The following is a 14,679-nucleotide window of genomic DNA, read 5'->3' on the forward strand; positions in this document are numbered from 1 at the left end:
GAACTCTATTCCGTAACGATCAATCAATTTAATCATGTACCTAAGATTAGAATTGTTTATCTCAAATTTATTTGAAAGCTTCTCTAAGCTATATCCTTGTTTTCTAAGTTCATAGATCTGAACTTTATCTTCATAACTCAATTTCATAATAAAACACCCCAAAAGTTAGATTTTTTCTGTCTAACTTTTGGGGTGCAGTTCAGATTTGCCGTTGCTTTTTTACATGGTTGCGATAGTCTTTGTAAAATAGAATTGCTTAATAAACCATTTAGAAAGTCTATCCCATGCCTATTCACTATAACACAAATCAAACAACTATACCACTAGAAATCAGTTCTTTCTTACCACAAGATCATCTTGTCTTTACTATTGAAAAAGTGGTGAATACCTTGGAAGATTGTCACTTCGACGCCTTCTATCATGCCTTTGGTCAGCCATCTTATCACCCTAAAATGCTTGTATCTACTCTTTTATTTTCCTATTTACAAGAGATTTTCTCTGGTCAAGAAATTGCTAATGAAGAGTATACAAGTTATTCTGAAACAGATCCCGTGAAAATCAAAAACGATAAAGGAGAGATAGAAGATATCGGCACAGTCCGTCAGGTGATCGAAAACGAGACAGGATTGAAGGTTTATGTAGTTGAGAGTCCAGACAAATCTTTATGGTATACTATAAGTAAATCAGTACTTGATATATTTGTAAAATAACATAAAGGAGATGTCATGAAGTCATTAAAAATTATAGGAATTGTATTAGCTAGTTTGTTGGTTATTGTTGGATTAAGCATAGGAGGATACAAGGTGATGAAAAAAGTAGAACAAGACGAGATGGCGAGAATTGTTAAAAGTGAGGAAGTCAAAAAGATCATAGAAGATAACCTAAAGCTGAGGCATAAAGGGGCACTTGAAGAAGGAAATATTATCCAGAATTATGATATAGATATTAATTCCATTTTTCATAGTCCAATGGGAGGGATCAAATTTAAAATTTATATAAATAATGACGAAGAATTATATGTATTTTTCACTATTAATAAAGATAGAAGTAGCGGAAAGTTAGTTAATGATGGCGGAGGAAACTCTGCTAAATTTGAGAAAATGATAACGGAGGGGAAAAGTGAGTAGACAGTATAGTGATCATGAACGTCAAAAAATTGCCAATGAAGAGTATACAAGTTATTCTGAAACATATCCCAACATGATATATTTGTAAAATAACATAAAGGAGATGTCATGAGGTTATTAAAAATTGTAGGAATCATTTTAGCTAGTTTTTTGGTTATTGTTGGATTAAGCATAGGAGGATATAAAGTAATGCAAAAAGTAGAACACGATGAGATGGCGAGAATTGTAGAGAGTGAGGAAGCAGAAGAGATTTTTAAAGTGCGCTTAAAACAAATAGATCCGAATGCTCTAACAGAAAAAGGAATTATTAAATCATATAAAGTTGATTCTTTTGATCATAATCCAATGGGAGGAATAATTGTTTATTTGTATATAAATGATTCTTCAAGTTATAAAGTTAGTGTTTTCTTACATAAAGATAGTGATGGCAAATTAAGAAATGGCGGTGGGAGTAATCCACCTCTGGAAAAATTAAAGGGAGACTCAAACTGATGGATTCTATGTATAGCGAATATGAACGAAATTTAATTACTGAAAAAGAATATGATAATACATTACAAGTTGATAATGATATTTATATAGAAACTCGAAAAAGTTCCATCAGCACAGTCCGTCAGGTGATTGAAAACGAGACGGGGTTGAAGGTTTATGTAGTTGAGAGTTTAGACCGCTCTTTACGGTATACTATAAGTAAATCAGTACTTGATATATTTGTAAAATAACATAAAGGAGATGTCATGAAGTCATTAAAAATTATAGGAATCGTTTTAGCTAGTTTATTAGTTATTGTTGGATTAAGTATAGGAGGATACAAGGTGATGAAAAAAGTAGAACAAGACGAGATGGTTAGGGTTGTCAAGGGTGAGGAAGTCAAAAAGATCATAGAAGATAACCTAAAGCTGAGGCATAAAGGGGCACTTGAAGAAGGAAATATTATCCAGAATTATGATATAGATATTAATTCCATTTTTCATAGTCCAATGGGAGGGATCAAATTTAAAATTTATATAAATAATGACGAAGAATTATATGTATTTTTCACTATTAATAAAGATAAAAAAAGTGGAAAGTTAGTTAATGATGGCGGAGGAAACTCTGCTAAATTTGAAAAAATGATAACGGAGGAGAAAAGTGAATAGACAGTATAGTGATCATGAACGTCAAAAAATTGCTAATAAAGAGTATACAAAGTATTCTGAAACAGATCCCTTGAAAATCATAAATGATAAAGGAGAGATAGAAGATATCGGTACAGTCCGTCAGGTGATAGAAAACGAGACAGGAATAAAGGTTTACGTAGTTGAGAGTTTAGACCGCTCTTTACGGTATACTATAAGTAAATCAGTACTTGATATATTTGTAAAATAACATAAAGGAGATGTCATGAGGTTATTAAAAATTGTAGGAATCGTTTTAGCTAGTTTATTAGTTATCGCTGGGTTAAGCATAGGAGGATATAAAGTAATGAAACAAGTAGAACACGATGAGATGGTTAGGATTGTAAAGAGTGAAGAAGTCAAAGAAATAATAGAGGATTATTTAAATTATATAGATGGGAAAGCTTTTACAAATAAAGGAGTAATCCAGTCTTATGAAATAGATACAGAATCTATTCAACATAACCCTATGGGGGGAATAAATTTTTCTGTTTATGTAAATGAAGATAATGAACTATATGTAAGGTATACCCTAGAGAAAAACTCGCAAAAAAATAAGGTGAATTTTTCCAGTGGGGGATACTCGGGGAAATTGCACAATCTGATAAAGGAGAAACAATGAGTAGAGACTACAGTGATCATGAGCGACAAAGTATAGCAAATGAGGAGTATTCAGTCTATGAACCCAGTGATCCTCTGACTATTAAAAACGATAAAGGAGAGATAGAAGATATCGGTACAGTCCGTCAGGTGATTGAAAACGAGACAGGAATAAAGGTTTACGTAGTTGAGAGTTTAGACAAATCTTTATGGTATACTATAAGTAAATCAGTGCATGATATATTTGTAAAATAACATAAAGGAGACGTCATGAAGCCATTAAAAATTGTAGGAATTATATTAGCAAGTTTATTAGTTATCGTTGGATTAAGCGTAGGAGGATACAAGGTGATGAAAAAAGTAGAACAAGACGAGATGGTGAGAATTGTAGAGAGTGAGGAAGCGAAGCAAATTTTTAGAAATAGATTAAAACGAATAGATCCTAAAGCATTTGAACCAGACGGAGTTATTAAAACTTATGCGATTAATTATGAATCTATTGCTTCCAATCCAATGGGAGGTATTATGGTTTCAATATATGTCAATGACAATAAGGATTATATTTTTAGTTTCACTCTAAATAAAAACTTTAATACGAAGAAGCTTACTAGTGAAGGTGGAGTAAATGATCCTACCATAATGAAAAAAGTAGAAGAGAGAGATAAAAATGACTGATACATATACTGACTATGAGAGATTTCAAATAGCAAAAAAAGAGTATGATAAAGAGCTTGCAGTTGATAAGCCTGTTGAAATTGGTGATAATGATAACGCTAAACCCATCGGTACAGTCCGTCAGGTGATAGAAGACGAGACAGGATTGAAGGCTTTAGTAGTTGAGAGTCCAGACAAATCTGAAATATCCGTTCTCTACGAGGGTTCTAAGGAGCCAGGCAAAGATGGCTGGGAAGTGGATTGGAAAGTCAATGATATTCCTATGGCAAAAAATATCATAACCAATAAGAAAGAAGTAACACCTCAGTTAGAATCAGCGGCTACAACACTGAATAACGTACTAGAAAAGTATCCGAACTCTAAAATCTCAGTTTATGCTCACTCTCTTGGCTCCATGGATGCCCAATACGCCCTAGCTAATGTTAGGGACATTTCTCGTATTTCAGGAGCTTATATTTACCAAGGACCGAATATCTATCCGGTCTTGACGAAAGAACAGCGGCAACGAGTAGATGCGATGAAATACCGGATTCATAATTATATTGATCAACGAGATGCAGTTCCGATTGGATATCCCAAGGATGCTCCAGGATACAAAGCAGAACTGAACAGTAAAAATGCTGTTGGAATAGTTCATCATGTGGATTCGAACTTTAACTGGGATCCCGTCGTAGCACAACACATGTGGGGCGGTTATGTTTTTAATGAAGATGGTAGCCTCAGAATCAAAAAAGATACCTCATCTTTTGAAAAACGGTATTCATCTTTTTTGGATAAGGTTTCTAGTGGCTTGTATAACTATGTAAAGGCAAAAGAGACATTGGCTTCAGGCGGTTATACGAGTGGTGAGAAACTCTTTTTAGACTCCGAACAGGCCTTAACGATTTCATCGGGATTGCATGAAGTCGCAAATGCTGGTCATGAAGAGATTTGCTCCATAGTTCATAAAGCTCACCAAGAAGCAGAGAAAATAGTAGCGAGCACTTATCACGTTCCCTTTGGTTTTATTTTATCACCTACAGAGGTGGCGACAGCCTATTCTGATGGAGGAGTATCTCGTACGACAATCGTAGATGATCTTGATCATTATTTCTATCCAAAAATCAAAAAATCAGAAAAACTAGCCGAAGATTTTCAAAGTTTAGAAAAGCAAATAGCAGATGGTGTCCAAAAAAAATTGGAAGATGATAAAGAGTTAGCAGGGAATTTTAAAGAATGGATGAAAATCAAGTAATCTGGCAGGAATTAAGAACAAAGCAAAACCATTTAGATTTATTAGATGAACGCAATCGTTCTATTCGCCAACAAAGAGAAGAACAATTTGAAAACCTTCAGCAAAAACGGAACCAATTGTTGCATATGATGGAAAGAAAGTATCAGATGATGCAGCATTACCTAGGACAAGTGGACGTGGATACTACTGAGGAAAGAGCACGATTAAACAGAATAGCTTCGGACTTTAGCCAAGCAGTATCTATAGGATTTATAAGAAATCAGCGCGCTTTGGAACAAAGTATTGAAAAAGAAGAGATTGAGTATAGACGAGAACGACGAAAATTGGAAGATGATATAGATACATTACATCGTCAAAAGATGAAACTCGAACAAGAAAAAAGGAAGGGATAGCCCGTGTTTGAAGAAATGATTAATGACTTCTTCTCAGGTGTGAACAATAATATGACTGAGATTGAGAAGGGACTAGAACGTTTACTAATCAGCCATATTTATGCACCACTCAAATTGAATGAGCGTAACAATTTGATGTCAGATGGTGATTTCAAAATTAAAACAGAAGCGCTAGCAACAAAGACAGCATTGGGAATGATTTCTAGTCAAATTGATACAACGATGAAAGGAGCTTATTCGACAAAGGTTGTTGAGACTTTGAAGACGAAAGAAAAAGATTATGATACGATTGTGTAGAGATGAATATTCTACAATTGGAATTAGATAGGAGATTAATACAGGAAAAATCAAGGTTTGAATCACCAGTAAAATAGTGGTTTGAACTTTGATTTTTCTTAGTGTCTGATGGATTTTTAAGGCTTTTTTATGGTATAATAAAACGATATAACTCGTTATTGAACAGAAGAGGAGAGACATGAGTGATTTGAAAGCGATTCAGGCTCGTAGTCTGGAAATGGCTGAATATTTCGTCGCATTTTGTAAAGAACATGATTTGCTTTGTTATCTTTGTGGTGGAGGTGCTATTGGTGCCCTTCGAAACAAGGGTTTCATTCCTTGGGATGATGATCTAGATTTTTTTATGCCCCGTAAGGATTATGAAAAATTGGCAGAATTATGGCCTCGTTATGCAGATGAGCGTTATTTCTTGTCAAAGAGTAACAAGGATTTTGTCGACCGCAATCTTTTTATTACTATTCGTGACAAGGAAACTACCTGCATTAAACCTTACCAGCAAGATTTGGATTTGCCACATGGTTTGGCTTTGGATGTTTTGCCTTTGGATTATTATCCTAAAAATCCAGCTGAGCGGAAAAAACAGGTTCGTTGGGCCTTGATTTATTCTCTGTTTTGTGCCCAAACTATTCCAGAAAAGCATGGCGCACTTATGAAGTGGGGAAGCCGTATTTTACTCGGTTTGACTCCAAAATCTCTCCGTTATCGTATTTGGAAAAAAGCTGAAAAAGAAATGACCAAGTACAGTCTGGCTGAGAGCGATGGAATCACGGAGTTATGCTCCGGTCCTGGCTACATGAGAAACAAGTACCCAATCGCATCCTTTGAAGATAATCTCTTCTTGCCATTTGAAGAGACAGAGATGCCTGTTCCAGTTGGCTATGATGCCTATCTCAGCACTGCTTTTGGTGATTATATGACACCTCCACCAGCAGATAAGCAGCTACCACATCATGATGCTGTTATCGCTGATATGGATAAGAGTTATAGAGAGTACAAGGGAGAATATGGAGCATGATGGGAGAAAAAATAAGCGTTATCGTTCCAGTCTACAATGTAGAAGCCTATTTGGAACGATGTGTGGAGTCAATTCTTCATCAGACTTATACCAATTTTGAACTAATCCTAATAAATGATGGGTCTACTGATTCTAGTGGAAAGATCTGTGATGATTTAGCAAATCAGTATGAGAATATCAAGGTTTACCATATCGAAAATGCTGGTGTTTCTAATGCAAGAAATCTTGGAATTCAGCTAGCGACAGGTGCTTGGATAACTTTTATTGATAGCGATGATTTCGTCACCAATGATTATCTAGCTACTTTAGCTAGTGCAGTTGAGGGAGAACATGTAGGTTTTGTGATTGCTCCTCTACACCATATCAACAATGGCATTGTAACAGACCTTCCTCCACATTCTGGAAAAACAGAACTCTGGTCGACAGAAGAAACCATGAAGGAACTACTGATGACTACCAGAACGTCATTTTTTCCAGTCGCAAAACTGTTTAAGAGAGACCTGCTTGCGGATGAAAAGTTTAATACAAATTATCACCTGGCTGAAGATGCCCTATTTTTAACTGAATTGTTACTAAAGACAAGATGTAGTAGCGTATTTATTGACAAACCGATTTATTATTATGATCATCGTGAGGGAAGTGCGACAACATCTGTTAATCGGTATGTATTTGATACGATAGAAGTTTATAAGCAAATAATCGCTCAAGTTTCACAAATTTTTCCTAATTTAAAACACGAATTAAAAAATAGAGAATGTTGGTCGTACATCACAGTTTACGATAAAATTATCTTTACTTCACGTGGAGAGTATCAAAAGGAGAAAGCCGAGCTGAGGACTTGGATTGTTCAGCATCGACGTGAAATATGGAAGGATGCTTATTTCACTACTTTTCGCAAGGTAGCGATCCTCTCACTTGTCATTTCTCCATGGCTATATAAGAAAATTGTTGGATTAAAAAACTAATATCATGAGAAGGAGTTGAAAATGAATTTTTCAAAATTGGATGAATACTTTGAAAAATCAAAACTATGGATTGCGTATCTATTTGTTTTTATTTCGATTTTAAGTATGAGTTCACTGGTTTATAAGATAGCAAATCCCCTCTACAAGGGATTATCAGCGATTGTAGTACTTTATATTTGCTGTACCTTATTGTTTAAGTGGAAAGAAATCACAGTAGATCGCAAATTTCTGTCCTTATTTGGTCTATTGGCTGGAAGTCATCTGTTATCAGCTATTTTTAATCGCTCTGGACATTTGATTGGAAATGTGATAGAGATCCTCTTTATGGTGACCTATATTTTATTATTTACCATGTTAGAATCAGGGCAACTTAAAAAATTATTTGACTGGATTGCCTATACGGTTCAAATTGTATCTTTTTCTTCAGCAATTTTTGCGTTTGGTTTATTGGTAAGTAGAGTCCTTATCCTATTTAAGATTGGCGAACAATCTTATTACTATGGTGTTATGAATGGACGTCTGTGGGGGATTGTTAATCCAAATGCTAGTGCGATATTTTCATACATTAGCATTATTTTGGCTATGTATTTGATTCATAAAGGAAGTAAATATTCTGTCTATCTTAAACTGAATAATGTAATTCAATTAGTTTACTTCGCAACCATGCAAAGTAGAGGAGCTTTATTATCTTTAGTGTTAATGATTGGGTTTTATAGTTTCTTTATTAACGGGGGCAAGTTAGCTAAGCGATTTCTAATCTTTATTATTTCTGCTTTACTTGTTTCTGCTGCTAACATCGGATTGAGTTATGTAACCTCTATTTACATATCCTCGGGGAAAGCGACTGTATTAGACTTAAATAAAGGACAATCTTATGCAGAAACGGATTCTTCAGTTATAAAAAAAACAGGTGAACTTCATCTAATAGAAACAACACCTAGTGGCAGAACTTATATTTGGAAAAATGCTATAAAAATGGGAAGTGAGAAACCAATTTTTGGTTATGGTGTAAGAAATGTTCCAGATTATTACACAAAATATTTCAGTAAATTTGAGATTCAAAATTCTCTTATTGGTGGAAATTTCCATAACATTTTGGTAACGATATTTGTTAGTTCTGGAATTTTAGGTTTAGTATCCTTTCTACTTCTACTAGGATATATAATTAAGCGCTTTTTGACTTATTTGATTGTTTCTAAAAAGAACTCTGAAAAGTTGATTATGATTCTTTTCTTTGGCATCTTGTTCGGTCAATTATTTGAAAGTCAGATTATGTACTCAACTAACTTTATTAATATTATCTTTTGGTTGATTATTGGTTATGGATTAGTTGTTTGCAAACGTGATGAAGGTATTCGTTATCAGGAAGTAACTGATATTAGAGAGATCCAACAGATGGAACTAGGAATCATGGAATACATTCATGAAACTTGCCAGAAAATTGGTGTCAAATATTTCCTAGCTTATGGCAGTCTTATCGGTGCGGTTCGTCATAAAGGTTTTATTCCTTGGGATGATGACATGGATATCTGTATGTTACGAGAAGATTATGAAAAGTTGCAAGACTATCTTATTGCTAACCCTGATGAACGTTACGAAGTGATGTCTTATAAAAATAATCTCAACTATGTCTATCCCTTCATGAAAGTGCAGGATAACCATACCTACTTGCTAGAAGAAGATGTTCGTATTGATTCAAATATGGGGATTTATGTAGATATTTTCCCTGTAGATGGCTACGAGAATGATGCAAATTTCAAGAACAAGATGACAAAGCTGATAAAGAAACGTCAATTGAGTTGCTATACATTTAAAGGTATCACCAATACGAAAAGTGTTCTGAATTCACTGATACGCTATATTTCAGTTATTATTTTTTATTTCACAAATACAAATAAATACGTTGCACAAATTGAAGAACTTGCTAAATCACGTAAAGTGTCGGATTATGAGGAAGTGGATTACCTTATCTACAAGGATATGAACAAACCAGTGTGGAGACGCGAATGGCTAGAACAAGTTACTACTGGAACATTTGAAGGTAAGGAATTTATGATTCCAAAAAATTATCATGAAATTCTGACCTCAGACTACGGAGATTATATGCAATTGCCGCCAGTTGAACAAAGAGTATCTCATCATGATTTTAAATTGTGGAAGATTGTTAAAAAGTCTAAATAACTGGATTGGGATTAAGAAACGTTTAAAAATATAGTCAAATTTAGGAGAATAAAACCTATGTCTGAAAGAACTTTAACTCTTGAAGAAATCAAACAAGTAGAATTAGATATTTTAAAGTATCTTCATGATCTTTGTGAACAACATCATATCAAATATTTTATTGATTTTGGAACCTTACTAGGAGCTGTACGCCATAAAGGATTTATACCTTGGGATGATGATACAGATATTTCCTTAGCGCGTGATGAGTTTGAAAAACTGTATAAGGTTTTAAAAAATGAAAATCATCCCTACTACAAATTAATTTCATTCAGAGAAACAAAGGGGTATCCTTACAGTTATATGCGAGTCTATGATGTGAGGACACGTCGAGATGCTAATCTTATAGATAAAACGGTCGTATTGGGAACCTGCGTTGACATCTTTCCATATGATGGTGTCGTAACGCAAGAAAGTGACCAGAAGAAAATGAAGCTCTACAAATATTTCATTCGTCTTTCTTCTTTGAATTTTAAAGGGATTAAGTCTGAGAATGGTGGACTTAAAAATCTCCCTCGTTATATGGGGTCAGCTATTTTTCGTTTAACTTCCCCACAGATATGGAACCAAAAATTAGAGAGTCTTGCTTTGAAGTATAGTGTGGATCAAGCAACAGATCTCACTTGTACTATCTATGATTCCTATTATCCAGATGGTATAAAAAAAGAATGGCTCTATGATTTGATTGATATGCCGTATGAAAACATTGTGGTCAAGGTTCCTAGAAAATACCATGAATTACTTGTCTACGAATTTGGAGAAAACTATATGAGTCCGCCACCCATTGAGCAACAAGTGCCAGGAGGAGATAAAAATTATTGGATTGATTAGTATAAGTTTCTTATCTTTTAAAATAAAGGGGTTTTCAAGATGAAAAATAAACAGTTAATAAAATTAGTTGGGTATAGTTTTCTTGTATTCTTTCTAGCGCTGATTCAGTTATCGCAAGGAGTAGATGCAAATACTATCTCTGCAGGTTCGGGCAATCGTATCCATTTCATAAATACTAAAGCAAAATCTGGGAGTGACGCCATCCTTCTGGAAAGCAATGGTCACTATGCTTTGATTGATATGGGAGAAGACTATGATTTTCCTGATGGGAGTGACCCACGCTATCCAAGTCGTTGGGGAATTTCTATGAGAAATTATCAAGTATTAGAGGATAGATTGATTCGCCACCTAGATGAAATAGGTGTTAAAAAATTAGATTTTATCATAGGAACTCATGTTCATAGTGATCATATTGGTGGAGCAGACGAAATACTCAATCGTTATCAGGTTGGTAAGTTTTATTTGAAAAAATATTCAGATGATCGAATCACAGCAAAGTGGGGTCTATGGGATAATCTTTTCAATTATGATAATGCTTTGAGAGCAGCTCAAAAACGAGGAGTTACGCTTATCCAGAATATTTCAGATGAGGATAGCCATATAAAATTAGGTGATATGGATATCCAGCTCTACAACTACAAGAATGAATATGATACTGACGGGAATCTGAAAAAAGTTCGAGATGATAACTCCAACTCCATTGTTTCAGTAGTGACTGTGGCAGGAAAGAGAATCTATCTTGGTGGAGATTTGGATAATGCCGAAGGAGCAGAAGATAAGTTAGGTCCAGTTATCGGCAAGGTTGATATGATGAAATGGAACCACCATTATGATGCGACAATTTCAAATACGATTAATTTCCTTGAAAACTTATCACCAAAAATGATTATTCAGACAACTGGTGGAGATATTAATGTTGCTTCAACTAGAGAATACCTTCAGAAGAAAAATATTCAGGTTCTTCGTGCTGCTAGCCAAACTCAAGACGCTACTGTTTTTGATATTAGCGATAAAGGATTTGCTAATGTTTCAAATGATTTCCCTGATATCCCTCTAGTTGACGAAAAATGGTATCAAGAAGATGGCTATTGGAAATATCGTTTGTCTGACGGGGAAATGGCTATCGGCTGGAAAGAGATTGGCGGAGCCACTTACTTCTTTAATGGAAAAGGACAAATGCAAGCAGGCCGCTGGCTTCACCTTAATGACGACTGGGGAGAAAATGCCAAGGGGAATGATTACTATCTGAACAAAAATGGTAAAATGCAAACTGGTGGATGGTTCAAGCTAGATAACTCTTGGTATTATATCCAGTCGAATGGTGCTAGACGATTTAGCGAGCTCTCTGAAATTGGAGGGAAAAAATACCTTTTTGCGGCAGATGGTAAGATGCTGACAGGACACCAAGTTTTTAATGGTAAGAAGATGTTCTTTAGCGAAAGTGGCGTACTACAAATTTCAGGTAAGCCTTCAACTTGGCAAAAGATTGATTCAGCTTGGTATTTCTATGATGAGGATGGTCTAAAGACTGTCGGTAAAAAGAATATCAATGGAAGCACATACTACTTTAATCAAGAAGGTGTCATGCAAACTGGCTGGGCCTTTGTTGATGGTCACTGGAACTATTTTGCAAGTTCTGGAGCTATGAAAACTGGCTGGGTCAAGGATCAGGAAACATGGTATTATCTGGATAAAGATGGCATCATGTTAACTGGCAGACAAGATATAAAGGGTATTCGTTACTATTTGAATGCTAGTGGTGCCATGCAGACTGGCTGGAAGTGGCAAGACAATAGCTGGTACTTCTATACGAACTCAGGTGCTATGAAAACTGGTTGGTTGAAAGATAAAGAATCATGGTATTATTTGGATCCAGAAACAGGTATCATGGCCGTAGGATCTAAAGCGATTGATGGAAAAACCTATTTCTTTAAATCCTCAGGTAACATGCAAGTTGGCTGGCAGTGGTCAAATGATGTCTGGCATTATTACGCTGCATCTGGTGCACTTCAAACTGGTTGGGTAAAAGATCATGATATGTGGTATTATCTTGAATCTAAGGAAGGCGCTATGTTGGTTGGACTCAATCAAGTAGATGGTAAGCAATATTACTTTAGTGCATCTGGTGCCATGCAGACTGGCTGGAAATGGTTTGATAATCATTACCGTTACTTTGAATCAAATGGAGCCATGAAAACTGGTTGGATAAAAGACAAAGGCGTCTGGTATTATCTAAATCCTGAAGATGGTATTATGTTGGTTGGCCTTCAAAAAGTCAATGGTGATCAATATTACTTTGATTCAACAGGAGCGATGCAAACTGGCTGGAAACAGGTTGATGGTCATTGGTACTATTTCCAAGCAGATGGTTCCTTATTGAAAAATTCTACCACACCTGATGGTTATAAAGTTAATGAAGAAGGTGTATGGAGACAAGTAGTTACTGTTGATAAGCAGCAAAATCATTCTACAAACAAACAGGAAACATCTACTCTAACTGATAAATCAGACAAGATTAATAAGGCAGAAAAGCAAGAAAATCATAAAGAAATTAACTCTTCTAATTCAGAAAAACAAAAAGAGGACTCAATTATAGAGTCAAGTAGTTCCGACAAGAAAGAAAAGGAATAATGAGAAAATCCCCTGCTAGTAGAATAGTCTATTAGCAGGGGATTCTTTTAATTTCTTTTAATCTTAGCAAGTGCAAGATTGAGTGCATAGTGGAGTGTTTTATCTTTGGTAAGAAATAGCGTCAAGAGATAATAGATACCGCAAGTCGCAACAGTCAAGAGTACCATGAGTATCATATTGAGGTTGACTGTATAAGAGTTGATTTGGAAAAGAAATTTAAAAGTGAAATAAATTGGAATGAATCCGAGCGATACAATAGTATAGCGTGTTAAAGTAGTAAATATTTCTTTTAAGTCAAGCAGATGATGCTTCTTGATAAAGTAAATTTCCAGTAGAACAACTACAGTTTCTGCAATAATAGTAGTAGCAATGTAGTACTCTGGTGCAAAAATATTATTGAAATACAAGAGACTGTTGAGTAGGATATTAGCTCCGCCACCAATAAAGTAAAAGGCTGTTAAACGATTTTCGTGGTCGTTGATGAAGATGATCTGTTTACCGAGAATCAACTCAATAGCCCAAATGATAGTTCGAAAGGCGAAGACACTAGTCACAATACCAGCTTCAAGGTATTTTTCAGAAGAGTAGATGACTGCAGCGTAGTTTCCTAATACCATCATCCCAATACTGGTTGGAATGATAAGAAAATAAAAGAGGGCGGCTCCTTGGTTTAGAAGATTTTTATAAGATTCGTAGTCTTTCTTACCGAGATAGTAGCCGAGACGTGGAATACTGACGTTGATAGCTCCACTCAGGACACTGGCAATCAACATGACGATGCTAGAAGCAATGGTATAATAAGAAATGTAGTTTTCATCAGGCCCTTTGGTGATAAACATTCTATCAAGTAAGGTGTAGAGCATATTGGCATTAGCTAGAAGCAACATGGTCAAGAGTGGCTTAGATGCTTTGATTAATTCCATGAGACCAATTTTGACAAAGGAAACTTCTCTCTTGATCCAAAGAAAACTGAGCAGGTAGTTGAGGATAGTTGTCGCACTCATGACGATGGCATAAGGAACGATATCATCTGCAGTTTTAACAAAGGTAAAGATAGCAACCAGCATGGCAATACGAATAACCAAGGTCTTGTAAAGGATGAACGCATAGTTTTCATAAGCCTCGTTCATCCACTCGATATAAAGGAATTGGAAGAGAGCCTGGACACCAAGTATATAGTAGAGTTCTTTCAAATTTTCAATACTATTATCTAGGTAAATAAACAAAAAGTAGATACTTGTTGTAAGGACAGAAGTAATTACAGATATATAGAATAACTTGGAGAAGACATAATTAATCTTATCTTTATCGTCCTTAACCTTACTGATAGCTCGAATCCCGTAGTTGTATATTCCAAAGGCGGCTAAAGGAATGACAAAGCTAGCCCAGGTATTGGCGGTATTGAAATAACCGTAGTTGGATTTGCTGAGAATCCGTGTCAGATAAGGATTGGTTATCAGTGGAAAAACGATATTGAGAACATTGACTAGTAAGCTAGCCAGTGCATTAACTTTTATATTTTTCATTGTACTTTC

18 protein-coding genes and 1 pseudogene are annotated in these 14,679 nt (G+C 35.3%); 17 read left to right on the top strand and 2 right to left on the bottom strand.

Annotated features, from left to right (window positions below; translation table 11 throughout):
• Positions 1-147 (bottom strand): annotated as a pseudogene (locus tag O3616_RS04790) (IS3 family transposase); the annotation flags it as partial.
• 182 nt (positions 148-329) lie between these two features.
• Here O3616_RS04790 and O3616_RS04795 point away from each other — a divergent pair.
• The 17 genes from O3616_RS04795 to O3616_RS04875 all read left to right on the top strand — a co-directional run bounded on the left by O3616_RS04795 (position 330) and on the right by O3616_RS04875 (position 13,144).
• Complete coding sequence (locus tag O3616_RS04795) at positions 330-710, top strand: hypothetical protein (protein ID WP_371638335.1); 381 nt, start codon at positions 330-332, stop codon at positions 708-710.
• A gap of 15 nt (positions 711-725) precedes the next feature.
• Positions 726-1,127, top strand: coding sequence for a DUF1310 family protein (locus tag O3616_RS04800; protein WP_371638248.1), 402 nt, complete (start codon positions 726-728; stop codon positions 1,125-1,127).
• A 108-nt stretch (positions 1,128-1,235) separates the two neighbouring features.
• Complete coding sequence (locus O3616_RS04805) at positions 1,236-1,619, top strand: DUF1310 family protein (protein ID WP_371638249.1); 384 nt, start codon at positions 1,236-1,238, stop codon at positions 1,617-1,619.
• Positions 1,619-1,849 (top strand): hypothetical protein, encoded by a 231-nt coding sequence (locus O3616_RS04810; RefSeq protein WP_371638250.1) that lies wholly within the window; start codon positions 1,619-1,621, stop codon positions 1,847-1,849. Before O3616_RS04805 ends, O3616_RS04810 begins: the two co-directional genes overlap by 1 nt.
• Positions 1,850-1,864: 15 nt before the next feature.
• Positions 1,865-2,266 carry a DUF1310 family protein gene (locus tag O3616_RS04815; protein WP_371638251.1) on the top strand — a complete coding sequence of 134 codons (402 nt, stop codon included), beginning with the start codon at positions 1,865-1,867 and terminating at the stop codon, positions 2,264-2,266.
• Positions 2,259-2,495 (top strand): hypothetical protein, encoded by a 237-nt coding sequence (locus O3616_RS04820; RefSeq protein ID WP_371638252.1) that lies wholly within the window; start codon positions 2,259-2,261, stop codon positions 2,493-2,495. Before O3616_RS04815 ends, O3616_RS04820 begins: the two co-directional genes overlap by 8 nt.
• Before the next feature lie 15 nt (positions 2,496-2,510).
• Positions 2,511-2,906: a DUF1310 family protein gene (locus O3616_RS04825; protein WP_371638253.1), complete on the top strand. Its 396-nt coding sequence runs from the start codon at positions 2,511-2,513 to the stop codon at positions 2,904-2,906.
• Positions 2,903-3,139 (top strand): hypothetical protein, encoded by a 237-nt coding sequence (locus tag O3616_RS04830; protein ID WP_371638254.1) that lies wholly within the window; start codon positions 2,903-2,905, stop codon positions 3,137-3,139. The genes O3616_RS04825 and O3616_RS04830 overlap by 4 nt, the downstream gene beginning before the upstream one ends.
• Before the next feature lie 15 nt (positions 3,140-3,154).
• Entirely contained in the window at positions 3,155-3,559 is a 405-nt protein-coding gene (locus O3616_RS04835) for a DUF1310 family protein (RefSeq protein ID WP_371638255.1), read from the top strand.
• Positions 3,552-4,793 carry an Mbeg1-like protein gene (locus O3616_RS04840; protein WP_371638256.1) on the top strand — a complete coding sequence of 414 codons (1,242 nt, stop codon included), beginning with the start codon at positions 3,552-3,554 and terminating at the stop codon, positions 4,791-4,793. Before O3616_RS04835 ends, O3616_RS04840 begins: the two co-directional genes overlap by 8 nt.
• Positions 4,775-5,185 carry a hypothetical protein gene (locus O3616_RS04845; protein WP_371638258.1) on the top strand — a complete coding sequence of 137 codons (411 nt, stop codon included), beginning with the start codon at positions 4,775-4,777 and terminating at the stop codon, positions 5,183-5,185. Before O3616_RS04840 ends, O3616_RS04845 begins: the two co-directional genes overlap by 19 nt.
• A 3-nt stretch (positions 5,186-5,188) precedes the next feature.
• Positions 5,189-5,482, top strand: a complete 294-nt coding sequence (locus tag O3616_RS04850; protein ID WP_371638259.1) for a hypothetical protein — start codon at positions 5,189-5,191, stop codon at positions 5,480-5,482.
• Between the two features lie 178 nt (positions 5,483-5,660).
• Entirely contained in the window at positions 5,661-6,497 is an 837-nt protein-coding gene (locus O3616_RS04855) for a phosphorylcholine transferase LicD (RefSeq protein WP_371638260.1), read from the top strand.
• A complete protein-coding gene (locus O3616_RS04860) occupies positions 6,494-7,462 on the top strand; it encodes a glycosyltransferase family 2 protein (RefSeq protein ID WP_371638261.1) in 969 nt (322 codons plus the stop codon). Before O3616_RS04855 ends, O3616_RS04860 begins: the two co-directional genes overlap by 4 nt.
• 21 nt (positions 7,463-7,483) lie before the next feature.
• Positions 7,484-9,643, top strand: coding sequence for a LicD family protein (locus O3616_RS04865; protein ID WP_371638262.1), 2,160 nt, complete (start codon positions 7,484-7,486; stop codon positions 9,641-9,643).
• Positions 9,644-9,700: 57 nt separating this feature from the next.
• Positions 9,701-10,513: a phosphorylcholine transferase LicD gene (locus O3616_RS04870; RefSeq protein ID WP_049487269.1), complete on the top strand. Its 813-nt coding sequence runs from the start codon at positions 9,701-9,703 to the stop codon at positions 10,511-10,513.
• A 39-nt stretch (positions 10,514-10,552) separates the two neighbouring features.
• The gene (locus tag O3616_RS04875; RefSeq protein ID WP_371638263.1) at positions 10,553-13,144 is read left to right on the top strand and encodes an MBL fold metallo-hydrolase; all 2,592 of its coding nucleotides are present in this window, start codon (positions 10,553-10,555) and stop codon (positions 13,142-13,144) included.
• Between the two features lie 47 nt (positions 13,145-13,191).
• Here the strand turns inward: O3616_RS04875 and O3616_RS04880 are convergent, their stop codons facing one another.
• A complete protein-coding gene (locus O3616_RS04880) occupies positions 13,192-14,670 on the bottom strand; it encodes an oligosaccharide flippase family protein (RefSeq protein ID WP_371638264.1) in 1,479 nt (492 codons plus the stop codon).
• Positions 14,671-14,679 lie beyond the last annotated feature (9 nt).

This window comes from Streptococcus sp. 27098_8_86, from assembly GCF_041432595.1.
GTDB classification, from domain to species: Bacteria; Bacillota; Bacilli; order Lactobacillales; family Streptococcaceae; genus Streptococcus; species Streptococcus pneumoniae_F.

What these genes read in the sequence shown, in the direction of transcription:
- O3616_RS04800 (WP_371638248.1), top strand. Translation starts at nt 726, where the DNA reads ATGAAGTCATTAAAAATTATAGGAATTGTATTAGCTAGTTTGTTGGTT.
- O3616_RS04805 (WP_371638249.1), top strand. Translation starts at nt 1,236, where the DNA reads ATGAGGTTATTAAAAATTGTAGGAATCATTTTAGCTAGTTTTTTGGTT.
- O3616_RS04810 (WP_371638250.1), top strand. Translation starts at nt 1,619, where the DNA reads ATGGATTCTATGTATAGCGAATATGAACGAAATTTAATTACTGAAAAA.
- O3616_RS04815 (WP_371638251.1), top strand. Translation starts at nt 1,865, where the DNA reads ATGAAGTCATTAAAAATTATAGGAATCGTTTTAGCTAGTTTATTAGTT.
- O3616_RS04825 (WP_371638253.1), top strand. Translation starts at nt 2,511, where the DNA reads ATGAGGTTATTAAAAATTGTAGGAATCGTTTTAGCTAGTTTATTAGTT.
- O3616_RS04830 (WP_371638254.1), top strand. Translation starts at nt 2,903, where the DNA reads ATGAGTAGAGACTACAGTGATCATGAGCGACAAAGTATAGCAAATGAG.
- O3616_RS04835 (WP_371638255.1), top strand. Translation starts at nt 3,155, where the DNA reads ATGAAGCCATTAAAAATTGTAGGAATTATATTAGCAAGTTTATTAGTT.
- O3616_RS04840 (WP_371638256.1), top strand. Translation starts at nt 3,552, where the DNA reads ATGACTGATACATATACTGACTATGAGAGATTTCAAATAGCAAAAAAA.
- O3616_RS04845 (WP_371638258.1), top strand. Translation starts at nt 4,775, where the DNA reads ATGGATGAAAATCAAGTAATCTGGCAGGAATTAAGAACAAAGCAAAAC.
- O3616_RS04855 (WP_371638260.1), top strand. Translation starts at nt 5,661, where the DNA reads ATGAGTGATTTGAAAGCGATTCAGGCTCGTAGTCTGGAAATGGCTGAA.
- O3616_RS04860 (WP_371638261.1), top strand. Translation starts at nt 6,494, where the DNA reads ATGATGGGAGAAAAAATAAGCGTTATCGTTCCAGTCTACAATGTAGAA.
- O3616_RS04865 (WP_371638262.1), top strand. Translation starts at nt 7,484, where the DNA reads ATGAATTTTTCAAAATTGGATGAATACTTTGAAAAATCAAAACTATGG.
- O3616_RS04870 (WP_049487269.1), top strand. Translation starts at nt 9,701, where the DNA reads ATGTCTGAAAGAACTTTAACTCTTGAAGAAATCAAACAAGTAGAATTA.
- O3616_RS04875 (WP_371638263.1), top strand. Translation starts at nt 10,553, where the DNA reads ATGAAAAATAAACAGTTAATAAAATTAGTTGGGTATAGTTTTCTTGTA.
- O3616_RS04880 (WP_371638264.1), bottom strand. Translation starts at nt 14,670, where the DNA reads ATGAAAAATATAAAAGTTAATGCACTGGCTAGCTTACTAGTCAATGTT.